Origin of the sequence: Streptomyces sp. NPDC058195 (assembly GCF_042883525.1) — a bacterium.
Lineage (GTDB): Bacteria > Actinomycetota > Actinomycetes > Streptomycetales > Streptomycetaceae > Streptomyces.
This window is the reverse complement of the sequence record NZ_JBHVVM010000006.1, coordinates 43,084-58,159: the sequence shown is the minus strand read 5'-3', so window position 1 is coordinate 58,159 and position 15,076 is coordinate 43,084. Positions and strand designations below refer to the sequence as shown.

The following is a 15,076-nucleotide window of genomic DNA, read 5'->3' as shown; positions in this document are numbered from 1 at the left end:
GTCATACCTTACGGATCCCGGTGCACCCAAGGAGGAATCCCGTGGCAGAGCGCACACCCCCGCTGACCGTCGAGAAGCTGCGCGCGCTCGTCGCGGACGGGTCCGTCGACACCGTCGTGCTGGCCTTCCCGGACATGCAGGGGCGGCTCCAGGGCAAGCGGTTCGCCGCCGGTTTCTTCCTCGACGAGGTGCTGGAGCACGGCACCGAGGGCTGCGACTACCTGCTGGCGGTGGACACCGAGATGAACACCGTCGACGGGTACGCCATGTCCTCCTGGGAGCGCGGCTACGGCGACTTCGCGATGCTCCCGGACCTCGCCACGCTCCGTCTGCTGCCCTGGCACCAGGGCACCGCGATGCTTCTCGCCGACCTCGCCTGGGACGACGGCCGCCCGGTGACCGCCGCACCGCGCCAGGTGCTGCGCCGCCAGCTGGACCGGCTGGCGGATCTGGGACTGCGCGCCCAGGTGGGTACGGAGCTGGAGTTCATCGTCTTCAAGGACAGCTACGAGCAGGCCTGGGACCGCGGCTACCGGGGGCTGACCCCGGCCAACCAGTACAACATCGACTACTCCATCCTGGGCACCGGCCGCGTCGAACCGCTGCTGCGCCGCATCCGCAACGAGATGCAGGGCGCCGGGCTGACCGTCGAGTCCGCCAAGGGCGAGTGCAACCTCGGCCAGCACGAGATCGCCTTCCGCTACGACGAAGCCCTGGTCACCTGCGACCAGCACGCCGTCTACAAGACGGGCTCCAAGGAGATCGCCGCGCAGGAGGGCGTCGCGCTCACCTTCATGGCGAAGTACGACGAGCGCGAGGGCAACTCCTGCCACATCCACCTCTCGCTCACCGACGCGGAGGGCGCGAACGCCATGGCCGGAGACGGCCCGGACGGCATGTCGGAGCTGATGCGGCACTTCCTGGCGGGCCAGCTCGCCGCACTGCGCGACTTCTCCCTGCTGTACGCGCCGAACATCAACTCCTACAAGCGGTTCCAGCCCGGCTCCTTCGCGCCGACCGCCGTCGCCTGGGGGCACGACAACCGCACCTGCGCCCTGCGCGTGGTCGGGCACGGCGCCTCCCGCCGCTTCGAGAACCGGCTGCCCGGCGGCGATGTGAACCCGTACCTCGCCACCGCCGGACTGATCGCCGCCGGTCTCCACGGTGTGGAGCACGAGCTGACACTCCCGGAGCCGTGCGCGGGCAACGCCTACACCGCCGGGTACGAGCAGGTGCCGACCACCCTGCGCGAGGCTGCGGACCTGTGGGAGGCCAGCCCCATCGCCAAGGAGGTGTTCGGCGAGGAGGTCGTCGCCCACTACCTGAACATGGCGCGCGTCGAACTGACCGCTTACGACGCCGCGGTGACCGACTGGGAACTGCGGCGTTCCTTCGAGCGCCTGTGACCTCACCCGCCCCGTCCGCCACTCCTGAGCGAGGCCCGCACGTGTACCGTCCGAACGCACCGCACACCCTGGATGTCCTGAACCCGGCCACCGCCGAGGTCATCGCCACCGTCGCGGCCACCACCGCCGACGGTGTCGACGCGGCCGTCACGCGCGCCGTCGCAGCCCAGCGCGTCTGGGCCGCGGCGGCACCCGCCGACCGTGCCCGGCTGCTCCGCCGGTTCGCCGCCGTTGTCGACACGCACGTCGAGGAGCTGGCCCTGACCGAGGTCCGCGAGGCGGGGCACACCCTCGGCAACGCCCGCTGGGAGGCGGGTAACGTACGCGACCTGCTCGACTACTGTGCGGGCGGCGTCGAACGCCTGCTGGGCCGCCAGATCCCGGTCGCCGGTGGCATCGACTTCACGCTGCTGGAGCCGCTGGGCGTCATCGGTGTCATCGCGCCCTGGAACTTCCCGATGCCGATCGCCGCCTGGGGTACGGCCCCGGCACTCGCGGCCGGGAACGCCGTCCTGCTCAAGCCCGCCGAGACCACCCCGCTGACCGCGCTGCGCCTGGCCGAACTGGCCCTGGAGGCCGGGCTGCCCGACGGGCTCTTCCAGGTGCTGCCGGGCGAGGGCCCGGTGGCCGGTGCCGCCCTGGTGGAGCACCCCGGCGTAGCCAAGATCGTCTTCACCGGGTCCACCCGGACCGGCAAGCACATCATGGCCCGCTGCGCCGCGCGCGTGAAACGCCTGACGCTGGAACTCGGCGGCAAGAGCCCCAACGTGGTCTTCGCCGACGCCGACCTGCGGGCCGCTGCGGACGCCGCGCCGATGTCCTTCCTGGACAACGCCGGCCAGGACTGCTGCGCCCGGACCCGCATCCTGGTCGAGCGCTCGGTCCACGACCGCTTCCTCGAACTGCTGGCACCGGCCGTCGCCGCCGTGGTCGTCGGTGACCCGTCGGACGAGAAGACCCAGATGGGACCGCTGATCTCGGCCGCCCAGCGGGACCGGGTGCGCTCCTACCTGGCGGACGGGCCGGTGAACGGCGCGGAGACGATCCTCGGCTCGGCACCCGACGGGCCGGGGTTCTGGTACCCGCCGACCGTCCTCGCCGGGGTGTCGCCCGACGCCCCGGTCGCCGTCGACGAGGTCTTCGGCCCGGTCGCCGTGGTGCTGCCCTTCGACGACGAGGCGGACGCCGTGCGGCTGGCCAACGCGACGGAGTACGGCCTGTCCGGGTCGGTGTGGACCCGGGACGTGGGCCGCGCCCTGCGGGTCGGCCAGGGACTGCGGGCCGGCAACCTCTCGGTCAACTCACACTCCAGCGTCCGCTACGCCACCCCCTTCGGCGGCTACCGGCAGTCGGGGCTGGGCCGTGAGCTCGGCCCCGACGCACTCACCGCGTTCACCGAGACCAAGAACATCTTCATCAGCACGGAGGACTGAGCACCATGACCGACACCACCGCCGTCTGCCGCCGCCTGATCGGCCGCACCGCCGTCGTCACCGGGGCCGGAAGCGGCATCGGCCTGGCCACCGCGCGGCGCCTGGCCGCCGAGGGCGCCCACGTGGTCTGCGCCGATGTGGACGAGACCCACGGCAAAGCCGCCGCCGAGGAGGTCGGCGGACTCTTCGTCCGTACCGACGTGACCGACTCCGAGCAAGTGGAGGCCCTGTTCAAGGCCGCGTTCGACACCTACGGCTCGGTCGGCATCGCCTTCAACAACGCGGGGATCTCGCCGCCCGAGGACGACTCCATCCTGGAGACCGGCCTCGACGCCTGGCGCCGGGTGCAGGAGGTCAACCTCACCTCCGTCTACCTGTGCTGCAAGGCGGCCATCCCGTACATGCGCCGCCAGGGCAAGGGCTCCATCATCAACACGGCGTCCTTCGTGGCCAGGATGGGCGCGGCCACCTCGCAGATCTCGTACACCGCCTCCAAGGGCGGCGTGCTGGCCATGTCGCGGGAGCTGGGGGTGCAGTTCGCGCGGGAGGGCATCCGGGTCAACGCGCTCTGCCCGGGACCGGTCAACACCCCGCTGCTCCAGGAACTGTTCGCGAAGGACCCCGAGCGAGCCGCCCGCCGGCTGGTGCACATCCCGGTCGGCCGATTCGCCGAGGCCACCGAGATCGCCGCCGCCGTGGCCTTCCTGGCCAGCGACGACTCCTCCTTCGTCAACGCCACCGACTTCCTGGTGGACGGCGGGATCTCCGGCGCGTACGTCACGCCTCTCTAAGGGGTGTCCGGTCCAGGGGGCGTTCGGTCCACGAGGTGCCTGACGCCCCCTGGCCCAGTCGTCCCACCGTGTCCGTCAGTCCTCACCGGTCGCGGACGGCCAGTGCTCCAGCAGGAAGTGCAGCGCCTCCACGGACCGCTCCCAGGAGGCCTGCACGTCGCGGGGCGCGCCGAAGCCGCCGCTCGCCTCCAGGGCGCAGTAGCCGTGGAAGGCGCTGCGCAACAGCCGTACCGCGTCCGTGAGATCGGGCTCGGCCAGGCCGTAGGCGCGCAGCATTCCGCCGGTGATCTCGATGGTCCGGTGGTACGCGGACGACCGGGCGACGGTCTCGGGGTCGACCCGCAGCTGCGTCGCCGCGTACCGCCCGGGGTGCTCCAGGGCGAAGGCGCGGTAGGCGTCGGCGAACCCGGTCAGGGCGTCCTTGCCCGCACGGCCCGCTACGGCGGCGGCGATCCGGTCGATGAACTCCCCGGCGGCCAGCAGCGCGACCCGCGTGCGCAGATCATGCAGATTGCGGACGTGCGAGTACAGGCTGGCGTCCTTGACGCCGAAACCGCGGGCCAGCGCGGAGAGGGTGACCTTCTCGAAGCCGATGGAATCGGCGAGGTCCGCCGCCGCCTCCACCACGCGTTCGGTCGTCAGACCCGCGCGTGCCATCCCCCACCTCCGCAGGAACCGTCTAGAGCATCTAGGAATTTTCCTAATATACAGAGGAAGGCTCGTCCGGGCGATGCCGGCTGAGGGCTGTCCTCGACCGCCTGGGCAACGGGCTCGGGCGCACCGGGCCAGGGGAGGTGACGAGTGGCGCGAAATGCTGGTGCGCTGAGGCGCGGCGGGGAAGGTGGGAGACGCAGGCACGATTCCCAACCGCAGGTTGGCCTTGGGCAGGAGCGTTGACGGTGGCGATGCGGGCAGTTCCGCTGACGGGCGGGCCGGTGGAGTTGCGTGGTGCGCTGGATACGGAGATCACGCCGGCGGGGGTGATGCCGCGCCGGCTGCCCGCCTGGACCAAGGAGCAGTACCAGGATCCGTCGGTGTACGGGGTGACCGTGATGCCTTCGGGCGTGCGGCTGGTGTTCCGCACCGATGCGCGTGAGCTGGCGCTTGAGGTGCTCACCTCCACAGGACAGCTCGACAGCGACCCCCGTCCCCGCCCGACGGGGATGCTGGAACTGCTGGTGAACGGCACCCTGGCCGGGCGCCAGCAAGCGCCGGTGGGCCATGTGCTGCGGATGGCGGGCCCCAGAGGTGTGCAGCGCATGATTCCCGGAAAGCCGGGGACGGTGCGGTTCGCCGGGCTGCCGGCCGGAATGAAGCAGGTCGAGCTGTGGCTGCCGCAGCAGACCCCCACGGAGCTGGTGGGGCTGAGCGCCGACGGAGACGTGCTGCCGCCCCTACCGGACGGCCGACGCCGCTGGGTGCATCACGGCAGCTCCCTCAGCCACTGCATCGAGGCCGACGGCCCGACCGGCACCTGGCCGGTGGTTGCGGCCGCGCTCGGAGGGGTCGAGGTGATCAATATCAGCCAAGCGGGCAACGCACTGCTGGACCCCTATGTCGCCCGGACGATCCGCGACATGCCTGCCGACCTGATCAGCCTCAAGACAGGCATCAACATCGTCGGCCTCGCCGCCTTTCGGCTGCGGACGTTCGGCCCCGCCGTACACGGATTCCTGGACACGATCAGGGACGGGCACCCGGACACCCCGCTGCTGCTGATGTCCCCGGTCAGCTGTCCGGCACTCGAGGAAACTCCCGGCCCGGTCTCGATGGGCCCGGACGGGAAGATCACAGCCATGGGCGACCCGGCACAGGTGGCCGCTGGGGCGCTGTCGCTGGCGGTCGTCCGTGCCGAGCTCGAACGGATCGTGACAGTACGGCGGACACGCGATCCCCACCTCCACTATCTCGACGGCCGCGACGTGCTCGGCCTGGACGAGGCCGACGACCTCACCGACGGCCTGCATCCCAACGCCGCCGCGTACCGTCGCATGGGTAAACGTTTCGCCGCCCACGCCTTCGCGAACGACGGCCCCTTCCGCTGAGGGATCCGTCTTCGGCCCTCGGCCAGGGATGAGGCGCAGTGATCAGTTGTGCGCGGGGGTGGCCGCTACTGGGTGCCGGGCGGCAGAACTCAACGGGCGGGATCCGGCTCGGGCGACGGCTGCCACTCCCGCCTGATCAGCCCGTAGACCCATGAGTCGGAGACCTCGCCGTTGACGACGCAGTCTTCCCGCAACGTCCCTTCCCGCAGGAAGCCGAGCTTCTCCAGCACACGGGCAGAAGCCGCGTTGCGCGTATCGGCCTCGGCTTGGACGCGGTTCAGGTCCAGCGTGTCGAATGCCCACCGCAGCAGAGCACGCGCGGCCTCGGTCGCGTAGCCATGGCCCCACGCCGCATCGTCGAAGCAGTAGCCGAGCGACGCGCTGCGGTAGTCCGGATTCCAGCTGTTCAGGGTGCACCAGCCGATGAACGCCCCGTCGGAGGCACGGTCTACGGCCAGCCGGGCCCCGGTGCCCTCCTGCGCCATCTTCCGGCAGTCCGTGATGAACTTCTCGGCGCGCGCGCGTTCGCTCCAGGGTGGCGTGTCCCAGTAGCGCAGCACGTAGGCGCTGCTGTGCAGTGCGAAGAGGTCGTTCGCATCCGTCTCTTCGAAGGCACGCAGTCGAAGGCGGGCGGTGTGCAACGCGGGGGTGGGCAGCGACGTCCTCATATTCCCTTCCCTGGTCGGTGACCGACCTATCAGATATCCGATGCCGGTCGCTCGCAACGGGGTTTCCCGGCGGGCCGACAGGCGTGTCCGCTCATCGGCGCGACTGAGCCTCCCGGAGGGCGGCGCCTGGGGTGAGGCCCGGTCCGGCCTTTCGGGTGGTCTGAGCAGACTGGTCGCGGCCCGCCGGAGGGGCTTCGGCTGCGGCAGGATGAACAGCCCCGCTCGGTCTCGGCCAGGATCCCCGCTCGGCGCGCCGCTCAAGCCGAGGGAAGCCTCAGACGGACGTGGCTGACGTTGCCGGGAGCGATCTCCCAGTCCATCGCCTCGCGCGCCGCCCCCGCCCTCGGGCGGGGCGTCGGCCGCGCTGAGCACCGGCCTGATCCGGCGGCAGGACGCATGGCCCGGCGGCTTCGCGGCCTGCCGGAGCTCTCCGCGTGAAACGGTCCGCTCACCGCCCGCACGAACCGTCGCGCCCCAGAGCGCTGGCGACCATCCGGGGCACATCGGCGACACTACGACAGCCTCCCGGTCCGCGATCGCCGGTACCTCGTAAGCTCGGCAGCCCGTTCCGTTATGGGGGTCGGCCGGACTGCCGAAGACCACGAAACCGGAAGTGGGCAGAGCCACCATGAGCAGCACAGCGAACATCGGCGTCACCGGGCTTGCCGTCATGGGCCGTAACCTGGCCCGGAATTTCGCACGCAAGGGATACACCGTCGCCGTGCACAACCGCACGGCCGCTCGCACCGCGGAACTGGTCGAACGGTTCGGCGATGAGGGTGATTTCATCGCGGCCGAGAGCGCCGAGGATTTCGTCGCGGCCCTGGAAAAGCCGCGACGTCTGGTCATCATGGTGAAGGCCGGAGAGGCCACAGACGCGGTGATCGCGGAGTTCGCGCCTCTCCTGGAGCCTGGCGATGTGATCATCGACGGAGGAAACGCGCACTTCGCGGACACGCGCCGCCGGGAGCGTGAACTGCGCGAGCAGAACATCCACTTCGTCGGCACCGGCATCTCCGGCGGCGAGGAAGGCGCGCTCAACGGGCCGAGCATCATGCCGGGCGGCAGTAAAGAGTCCTACGACTCACTCGGGCCGATGCTGGAGAAGATCTCCGCGAAGGCCAAGGACGGCGCCCCCTGCGTCACACATATCGGCCCTGACGGCGCCGGGCACTTTGTGAAAATGACGCACAACGGCATCGAGTACGCGGACATGCAGCTCATCGGGGAGGCATACCAACTGCTGCGCGACGTGGCCGGATACTCCCCCGCGCAGATCGCGGACATCTTCCGCACCTGGAACACCGGGCGCTTGGACTCCTACCTCATCGAGATCACCGCAGAAGTGCTCTCGCATGTCGACGCTGCGACCGGTAGGCCCTTCGTGGATGTCGTACTCGACCGGGCGGAGCAGAAGGGCACCGGCCGCTGGACCGTGCAGATCGCCCTCGACCTGGGCGTTCCCGTCTCCGCCATCGCGGAGGCCGTCTTCGCCCGCTCCGTCTCCGGCCACTCCGCCCTCCGTGACGCCTCACGCCACCTCGCCGGACCGGCCGTCCGCGAACTGGGCAGGGACGAGGCGGCGGTGTTCGCCGACCAGGTCGAGCAGGCACTGTATGCCTCGAAGATCGTCGCCTACACCCAGGGCTTCCACGAGATCGCGGCCGGAAGCCAGCAGTACGACTGGAACATCGATCTCGGCAAGGTCGCCAGCATCTGGCGCGGCGGGTGCATCATCCGGGCCGCGTTCCTCGACCGGATCACCAGCGCCTACGAAGCCCAGCCCCAGATGGCAAGCCTCCTCTCCGACAAGAGCTTCGCCGAAGAGATCGCCGCCGCGCAGAACGACTGGCGCACGGTGATCGCCACCGCCGTCACCGAGGGCGTCCCCGTGCCCGCCTTCGTCGCCACCCTCGCCTACTACGACTCCTTGCGTGCCGAGCGCCTCCCCGCCGCCCTCACCCAGGGCCAGCGTGACTACTTCGGCGCGCATACCTACCACCGCGTCGACCGCGACGGCGTCTTCCACACCCTCTGGGGCGGTGACAGGACCGAAGTCGAACACTGACCGACGGAATCTGGTGGCGGGGCGGCTTCTTCGCCCCGGATGCGGTCGCGGGCGCCGAAGGGATCAGAAGCGGGGGCACGCTCCCGTTCACCGCCCCGCGGTGCCCCCGGCGCGCCGGTCACCCTGACCGGGACGGCTGGACGCTCCACCTGCTCCGCCACAGTGCCCTGACACACGACGCCGAGGACGGCACATCTCCCCCGATGCTACTGACCCGATCCCGCCACGCCTCTGCCCGCTCCCTTGAGCGGTGCGCCCGCCCCGGCGTCGATGCCGTCGCCCGACGCGTCGCCGAACGCGACCCCGCCGCCCGCCGGAAGCGCTGACGCCTCCGAGATCAACTACTGGCGGCTTCTGGACTCACCTCGGCGACACCCCTGATCCCGGTGCCAGGGGCCCGGAATCCGGTCTGCGCGCACCTCGTACCGCCAGTCCCGGGCGCACTGTTCGGCCTGTTTCTCCTGGCCGAACCACATCAGGCGGCAAAGGCGCCGACGTGACCGGGCTGGTTCCCGGTACCGGTATCCGTGTGTACTGACCAAAGGATTCCGGCAGTGCCCCGAATCCTTCCTGCACCGTCTGACGTATCCGGTCATTCCGGAGGGAACTCCCGGCTGATCCACGAGGACATCCGGTTTCGGACAGAAGTCGGATTTCTGGGGTACCCGGTAAGGCGGAGGGTACCGCGACGTGTATGACGCAGACTCCGCCCTCCGAAAGCGTCGGCACCTCCGACGGAATGGAAGACCTCTCCGGACCGCGGCCCGGTCTCAGGAATCCCAGGACCGGTCACGAGCGGCCCACTGCCGCTGCCGCCGCGCACGCGTCGCAGATCGAGGACGCGGTCGTCGCGGCGCGGGCCGCGGCACAGGAATGGGCGGCCCTGACCACGGGGGAACGATCCCGTCGGCTGCTGCGGCTCGCGGCCACGGTCGAGGAGGACACGGACGCGTACGTACGCGCGGAACAGGCCGGAACGGGAAAGCCGGACTCCGAGGCACGGGGGGAAGTGGCGCAGTGTGCCGACCTGCTCCGCTTCTATGCCGGAGCTGTGCGTGGTGACCTCAGTCCCGGCAGCGGGGGGCGCATGCCCGGCCGGGAGAGCTGGGTCCGCTGGGAGCCACTCGGTGTCATAGCCGCGATCGTGCCGTGGAACTATCCCCTGCTGATGGCGGCCTGGCGCGTCGCACCGGCTCTCGCGGCAGGCAACACCGTCCTGCTCAAACCGGCCGAGACGACACCGGACAGCGCTCTGCTGCTCGCCCGGCACGCCGAGGAGGTACTCGGCGCCGGGGTTCTTCAGACCCTGCCCGGCGACCGGGCCACGGGGCGGCTCGTGGTAGCCAGCAGTGGAGTGGACGGCTTCGCGTTCACGGGCAGCCGCGTCGGCGGCCTCGACGTCCTGCACCGGGCGGGGCTGCGCAGGGTCAGCCTGGAGCTCGGCGGAAACTGTCCTGCCCTCGTCCTCCCCGACGCACCCGGTCACACCTACGAGCGGCTGGTCGACGCGGCAACCTACAACGCGGGCCAGAGCTGTGCGGCCCCCGCCCGCGTCCTGACCCTCCGGGAGTCCTACCGGCGGACCGTCGAACGTCTCTCCGAGGCGATGGCCGCCAAGCGGGCCGGAGCGGATTTCGGACCGCTGAACAACGCTGCCCAGGCCGCACGGTTCGACGGCCTCATCAGTGCCAGTGGCGCCGGCGTCCGGCACATCGGGGAACTGGCCACCACCCTTGACGAGAAGGGCGGGTACTGGCGGCCCGGCATGATTCTGGCCGACCTTCCGGACGACGACCCGGCGGTGACGGAGGAAGTCTTCGGCCCCGTCCTCACCGTGCAGGCGGTCGACTCCGTCGAGGAGCTGCTGCGGGCGGCGAACGGCATGCCCCATGCCCTGGCCGCAAGTGTGTGGAGTGAGGCGTCGTCCTCGACGCTGCGGCTCGCCCGCGGCCTCAACGCCGGTGAGGTGTGGGTGAACTGCCACCTGGAGCAGACTCCCGAACTGCCGCACGGCGGCCGCAAGGAGTCGGGGAACGGCACGGACATGAGTGTGCTGGCCCTGACCGAGTACCAGAGGCCGAAGACCATCACGGTCAACGTGGAGCAGTGAAAGCGGGGGCTGGGCTCCCCGCAGTACGGGGAGTCCGGCGAACGCCCGCGCCCGTCAGTTTCGTACCACCCGCCGTCGGCGGGGTACGCGGACGCGGTAGCCCACACCCGTCACGGTCCGTCCGGTCCGAGCGGATCTGGCCCCGCTTCCTTCACCGTGTCGAAGGTGATGCGGGCGGTGAGGGCGGAGACCAGGGCGTCGAGTTCCTCCGGGCTGTCGGCACCGGCCGCGAAGACCGCCGGGCGGGTGTAGGAGTCGGTCGCCTCCGGAACGGTGTCACCGACTGCGACCTGCAGATGAGAGGCGAACACCGACGGGTGCGCGGCGACCTCCTCCCAGCCGTGCACCGCGCGCAGCCGTCCGGGCGGTGCCAGGACGAACTGCGCGCACGCGGCTCCGGCAGCTGGCGGGACCGGCTGTGGAGCATGCCCGAGCAGGTCGTCAAGGAACGCGCCGTACAGTGAGAAACCTGGCCGGGTGCGCTCCACCAGGGCATGGATGTAGTCGCCGCCGCCACGGTCGTGCAGTTCTCCAAGGACGATGCCAGCGGCGGTGGACCAGAACTCGACGTGGAAGATGCCGCGCGTGATGCCCACCGCGGTCAGCGCCCGTCCGACGGCCTCGCGTGCTTCCGCAGCGGTCGCGGGATCCAGTCCGGACGGGATGCGGTGGCTCGTCTCGACGAACCCCTCGCCCTTGCCCTTGCGGGTCAGTGCCAGGACCTGCGGCCTGCCGTCGATCACGACGCCCTCGGCGGAGTACTCGTCCCCCTCGACGTAGGTCTCGGCCAGGAAGGAGTCCGGCCGCCCCAGCGGGCTTATGGCGGGGGGAAGGTCTTCGAACTTGGCCAGCGCCGCGCCCAGTTCCGCGGGCCCGTGCACCACGGTCACCCCGATGCCGGCAAGGCCGTCCCGGGGCTTGACGACCCACGGGCCGGGGCCGGTCGTACGCAGGAACCGCTCCGCCTCCGCCGCGTTGTGGCACACCGCGGTCGACGGCTGCGGGAACCCGGCCTCCCGCAGGCGCTGACGGCATACGTCCTTGCGCCGGACACGGAGCACGGCCTCGGGGTCGTTGCCCGCGATGTCCCGGACGCGTGCCATCCATGCCGTCGGCAGCACGGAAAGCTCCCGGATCGTGGCCACGGCGGCGATCCCCGCCTCATGGTCCGTCGCCCAGGCACGGCAGGCACGCACATCGTGCACGTCGAGCTCCACCGTCTCGTCCATCCGGGGCTGTTCGCCCCCGGCCACCGCCAGGTTGCCCGGCGTGTCGGCGCCCATCACGCGCAGGCCGCGCTGACGCGCCTGGGCGCTCAGCCGGCTGATCTGGTCGCGTCCCCACGGGGTGCTCGCGGTGCTGCCCACGATGAGCAGCGTGGCCTCCGGCATGCCGCTTCCTTCCTTTCGCCACGGTCGGACGAGGCGGGGCGCACTTGCCCGCGCGCACGGTACCGCGCGCAGCGCGCCCCGAGCCCCGGTGCGGTCCGCCTCGCGCTGCGCGGCAGGCAGGTTTCAGCCGATCGGCCGTCCGTTCACGGCACAGGTGTGACAGGGACAGTGCGGACAGTCCACGTCGTGGAGGTACTGCGGGACACGGGACTTCGTGTCGCACAGGAAGCAGTGCAGATCGCCCACTTCGCTGAGTACTTCCTCGTAGGTGACGACCGCCATGCGCTGGTCGGAGTCGACCGGCATGTGGGGTGCTCCCATGGCGAGGATGACGTGGTCGGTCACGGCCCCGACGGCGTGGGTGACCGCGCCCTCGACGAGGTAGATCTGGCCGGCCTCCGTCGGGTGGACACGGCCGTTGTAGGTGATGGTCCCCCGGCCGCCCAGGACCGCGAGCAGATGGTGCCCGGGGTGGGTGTGCGGAGGGAAGCCGGCGCCCGCGGGCAGCCGGATCACGTCGGCGCCCACGATGCCGTTGCTCACCAGGCCGAGGCCGGTGGAGTCGGCGCCGTGCATGGACACCGGACGCTCACCGTGCGGGATGCGCAGGGTCGTGGAGTCGCCGCCGATGTCCGACTCGGCCCAGCGGACGATGGACAGATGCTCCTGGCCCGGCTTCTCAGTGGTGGTCACGATGCGTCGGCCTCCCGGTCGGTGAAGTAGTCGGCGTTGATCCGAGTGAAGTGCTCCCACTCCTGCGGTACTTCGTCCTCGGGGTAGATCGCGTCGACGGGACAGACCGTCAGGCACAGATCACAGTCCACGCACCGCTCAGGATCGATGAACAGCTGCCGGTCCTGCTCGCCGCCCTCGATGCAGTCGACGGGGCAGACGTCGACGCAGGCTCCGTCCTTGACGTCGACACAGGGCTGAGTGATCACGTACGTCATGCGGACTCCTCGCGTCAGCCGGTGGAGCCGTCGCTCCGCCGCTGCGGCGGAGTGACGGACGTACTCTCGGTGGTCTCGCAGGCCTCGACCCGCAGGTCGGGGCAGACCGGTCCGCGCAGGCGGCTGCCGGTACGCAGGTCGAAGGTGGCCCCGTGCCACGGGCAGACCAGCAGGGTGCCGGTGATCGTGCCCTCGGCGAGCGGCGCGCCCCGGTGCGGGCAGCGGGCCGGGACCTGGACGGTACGGTCGCCGACGCGCACGGCGAAGGCGCTCTCGCCGTTCTGCGGGCCGGTTCGGACGGTGTCGGTCATCAAGTCCTCCGGGTCACAGCGTCAGGTCCACGACCTTGCCGGTCCATTTGGCGTCGAAGGTCATGTCCCTGCGGTACGTGGCGTCCGCGATGCCCTTGACCCACTGCGTGTAGCGGTGTCCGAGAACCATGTCCCGGGGCCGGAAGCGGTTCTCCAGGCTGTAGACGCACCGGTTGAGGCGCACATCGGCCAGACCGTTCCAGTCCGTGCCGCGGTGGTGAACGGTGAGCGGGAGACGGCAGGCCAGCCGGATGCCGGACGCGGCATGCCCGCCATGGTTGGCGTCCTCGGCGATGGCTATGTCGGGCAGGTTGAACCCCTGGGGGGCGAAGCGCATCACGGGCGCGTAGTTCTGCGCCTTCTTGACCGCGTTGTAGCGCATCCGCTGGGCGATGATGTTGTACATGCCCACGCGACCGGCCGTGACGCCGGCATCGGCCGGCTCGAATCCCTCCCGGAATGCCGTGTAGCAGAACAGGTCCGTGAACTCCATCGTCCACGGCTCCCGCAGCTTCGTGCCGCGCGGGGCGGTGAAGACAGCGATGTCGACGGGCAGGTCCGCGGCGTTGGCCGCCCAGTGCGCACACTCCTGGATGACTCGGGTCGGGCCGCTCCCCGCTTCCAGGGCGCGTTCCACGAAGGCGTCCCAGTCCTCGCCCGTTCCCTCGGCCGAGGGCGGCTCGGCCCCGATCCGCTCGTACAGGTGGGCGCGGAGGCTCTCGGGCAGAAGCTGCCTTCGCCGGTAGACCGAGCGCGGCAGGAGGAACTCGCGGCGCTCCCAGTTGCTGCCGTCGAAGTGCAGGCACCGCTCGTACGTCTTCTCCGCGCGCTGCCGCAACGCGCTCAGGTTCCGTGCGTACCGCACCGTGTCGCCGTCCAGGAGTCCGGCCGGGCTCTCCTCCGCGAGCCCTTCCCCGTATGCCGCGTCCTTGCGAGCGAGGAAGAGGGCCAGGGCCGGCAGGGACACGAGGGTCTGGTTCATCTCCTGGAGGACGAAACCGGCTTCATGCCAGCAGCGCAGAAGGGTCATGAGCGCCAGGTGGGTGTGCGGCCACTCGGCCACCTGTTGTTTCGCGCACCGCGCGACAGCCGCGGCCACCCCGCGGTTGTCCAGAACCTGCTCGTCCACCAGGAGCCGCACGCGCTCCACTTGTGTGACGCGCCGCTCCAGCATGGCGAGCAGCTCGTCACGCTCGCCGTCCGGCAGGTCCGCCCAGGTCTGGCGGGCGGCCTCCTCCACCGCGCCCACGGAGACACGCCGTCCGTGCCAGAAGGCGTCGCGGGCGTGCGGCGCCGGGACGAGTAGTGCCGCGTTGCGGATGGCGGTCGCCAGACCCTCCACGTCCGTCGTCTCGGATTCGGTGACCACGGCGGCCGTGTTGGTCAGCCCCGTCTCGTCCAGCAGACCGGACGGCGTGGCCGCACCGGCTGCGGCCTCCAGCATCCCGAGCCAGCGGGTCATCCGGCGCAGTGCCCGGTCGACGCCCTCGCTCTGGCCGAGGGCTCGGCAGAACAGGTGCCACCAGACCAGTGATCCGTGGCCGTAGGGGACCTTGAAGACGTACCACAGCCGCTGGAAGCGGGAGAAGTCCTCCGCGGGAATCCCCTCGGACGCAAGGTCCAGGGGCTCATGCTGGTTCCTGATCCGGTCGATGGCCGGGCCGTCCCACTCCGGCCGCCAGCGGCCGGCTGCGGCAAGGCCCAGGGCGACGATCACATCGTCATCGCGGGAGTGCATGTCGATTCGACGGTAGAGATCCTTTTCCACGGCGGCCGTGTCCGCATCGTCCTGTTCACTGAATTCCGGACGTAGACGCAATTCCAGGAGCATGGCGCATGCCCTTCGCTAAGCCTCGGCAGCGGCGTCGTACGCGCCCACACATGTCCGCCGTTGGCCGAGAAG

Annotated in this window: 13 protein-coding genes; 6 read left to right on the top strand and 7 right to left on the bottom strand. The window is 70.5% G+C overall.

Annotation, left to right across the window (positions count from 1 at the left end):
- The first annotated feature begins 41 nt into the window (after positions 1 to 41).
- Genes ACFVWY_RS09745 through ACFVWY_RS09735 form a run of 3 tightly spaced genes read left to right on the top strand, consistent with a single transcriptional unit; the run spans position 42 to position 3,630 of the window.
- On the top strand, positions 42 to 1,406 hold the full coding sequence (locus ACFVWY_RS09745) for a glutamine synthetase family protein (protein WP_389869145.1): 1,365 nt from the start codon (positions 42 to 44) through the stop codon (positions 1,404 to 1,406).
- Positions 1,407 to 1,447: 41 nt separating this feature from the next.
- The gene (locus tag ACFVWY_RS09740; RefSeq protein ID WP_389869142.1) at positions 1,448 to 2,839 is read left to right on the top strand and encodes an aldehyde dehydrogenase family protein; all 1,392 of its coding nucleotides are present in this window, start codon (positions 1,448 to 1,450) and stop codon (positions 2,837 to 2,839) included.
- 5 nt (positions 2,840 to 2,844) lie between these two features.
- Positions 2,845 to 3,630 (top strand): 3-oxoacyl-ACP reductase, encoded by a 786-nt coding sequence (locus ACFVWY_RS09735; RefSeq protein ID WP_389869140.1) that lies wholly within the window; start codon positions 2,845 to 2,847, stop codon positions 3,628 to 3,630.
- A 75-nt stretch (positions 3,631 to 3,705) separates the two neighbouring features.
- Here ACFVWY_RS09735 and ACFVWY_RS09730 read toward each other — a convergent pair whose 3' ends face one another.
- Positions 3,706 to 4,287 (bottom strand): TetR/AcrR family transcriptional regulator, encoded by a 582-nt coding sequence (locus tag ACFVWY_RS09730; RefSeq protein ID WP_389869138.1) that lies wholly within the window; start codon positions 4,285 to 4,287, stop codon positions 3,706 to 3,708.
- 248 nt (positions 4,288 to 4,535) lie between these two features.
- On the opposite strand from ACFVWY_RS09730, the gene ACFVWY_RS09725 reads away from it, so the two are divergent.
- Positions 4,536 to 5,675: a lipase gene (locus tag ACFVWY_RS09725; RefSeq protein ID WP_389869705.1), complete on the top strand. Its 1,140-nt coding sequence runs from the start codon at positions 4,536 to 4,538 to the stop codon at positions 5,673 to 5,675.
- Between the two features lie 89 nt (positions 5,676 to 5,764).
- Here the strand turns inward: ACFVWY_RS09725 and ACFVWY_RS09720 are convergent, their stop codons facing one another.
- On the bottom strand, positions 5,765 to 6,343 hold the full coding sequence (locus tag ACFVWY_RS09720) for a GNAT family N-acetyltransferase (protein WP_389869136.1): 579 nt from the start codon (positions 6,341 to 6,343) through the stop codon (positions 5,765 to 5,767).
- A gap of 628 nt (positions 6,344 to 6,971) precedes the next feature.
- Here ACFVWY_RS09720 and gndA point away from each other — a divergent pair.
- Complete coding sequence (gndA, locus tag ACFVWY_RS09715; RefSeq protein WP_389869133.1) at positions 6,972 to 8,411, top strand: NADP-dependent phosphogluconate dehydrogenase; 1,440 nt, start codon at positions 6,972 to 6,974, stop codon at positions 8,409 to 8,411.
- 694 nt (positions 8,412 to 9,105) lie between these two features.
- Complete coding sequence (locus ACFVWY_RS09710) at positions 9,106 to 10,521, top strand: aldehyde dehydrogenase family protein (RefSeq protein WP_389869130.1); 1,416 nt, start codon at positions 9,106 to 9,108, stop codon at positions 10,519 to 10,521.
- Between the two features lie 110 nt (positions 10,522 to 10,631).
- Here ACFVWY_RS09710 and ACFVWY_RS09705 read toward each other — a convergent pair whose 3' ends face one another.
- From ACFVWY_RS09705 to ACFVWY_RS09685, 5 genes are all read right to left on the bottom strand, one after another.
- Positions 10,632 to 11,912: an ATP-grasp domain-containing protein gene (locus ACFVWY_RS09705; protein ID WP_389869128.1), complete on the bottom strand. Its 1,281-nt coding sequence runs from the start codon at positions 11,910 to 11,912 to the stop codon at positions 10,632 to 10,634.
- 123 nt (positions 11,913 to 12,035) lie between these two features.
- Positions 12,036 to 12,605: a cupin domain-containing protein gene (locus tag ACFVWY_RS09700; protein WP_389869126.1), complete on the bottom strand. Its 570-nt coding sequence runs from the start codon at positions 12,603 to 12,605 to the stop codon at positions 12,036 to 12,038.
- Positions 12,602 to 12,862, bottom strand: a complete 261-nt coding sequence (locus ACFVWY_RS09695; RefSeq protein ID WP_389869124.1) for an indolepyruvate ferredoxin oxidoreductase subunit alpha — start codon at positions 12,860 to 12,862, stop codon at positions 12,602 to 12,604. Before ACFVWY_RS09695 ends, ACFVWY_RS09700 begins: the two co-directional genes overlap by 4 nt.
- 14 nt (positions 12,863 to 12,876) lie before the next feature.
- The gene (locus tag ACFVWY_RS09690) at positions 12,877 to 13,173 is read right to left on the bottom strand and encodes a Rieske (2Fe-2S) protein (RefSeq protein ID WP_389869122.1); all 297 of its coding nucleotides are present in this window, start codon (positions 13,171 to 13,173) and stop codon (positions 12,877 to 12,879) included.
- Positions 13,174 to 13,186: 13 nt separating this feature from the next.
- Positions 13,187 to 14,911: a hypothetical protein gene (locus ACFVWY_RS09685; RefSeq protein ID WP_389869119.1), complete on the bottom strand. Its 1,725-nt coding sequence runs from the start codon at positions 14,909 to 14,911 to the stop codon at positions 13,187 to 13,189.
- Positions 14,912 to 15,076 lie beyond the last annotated feature (165 nt).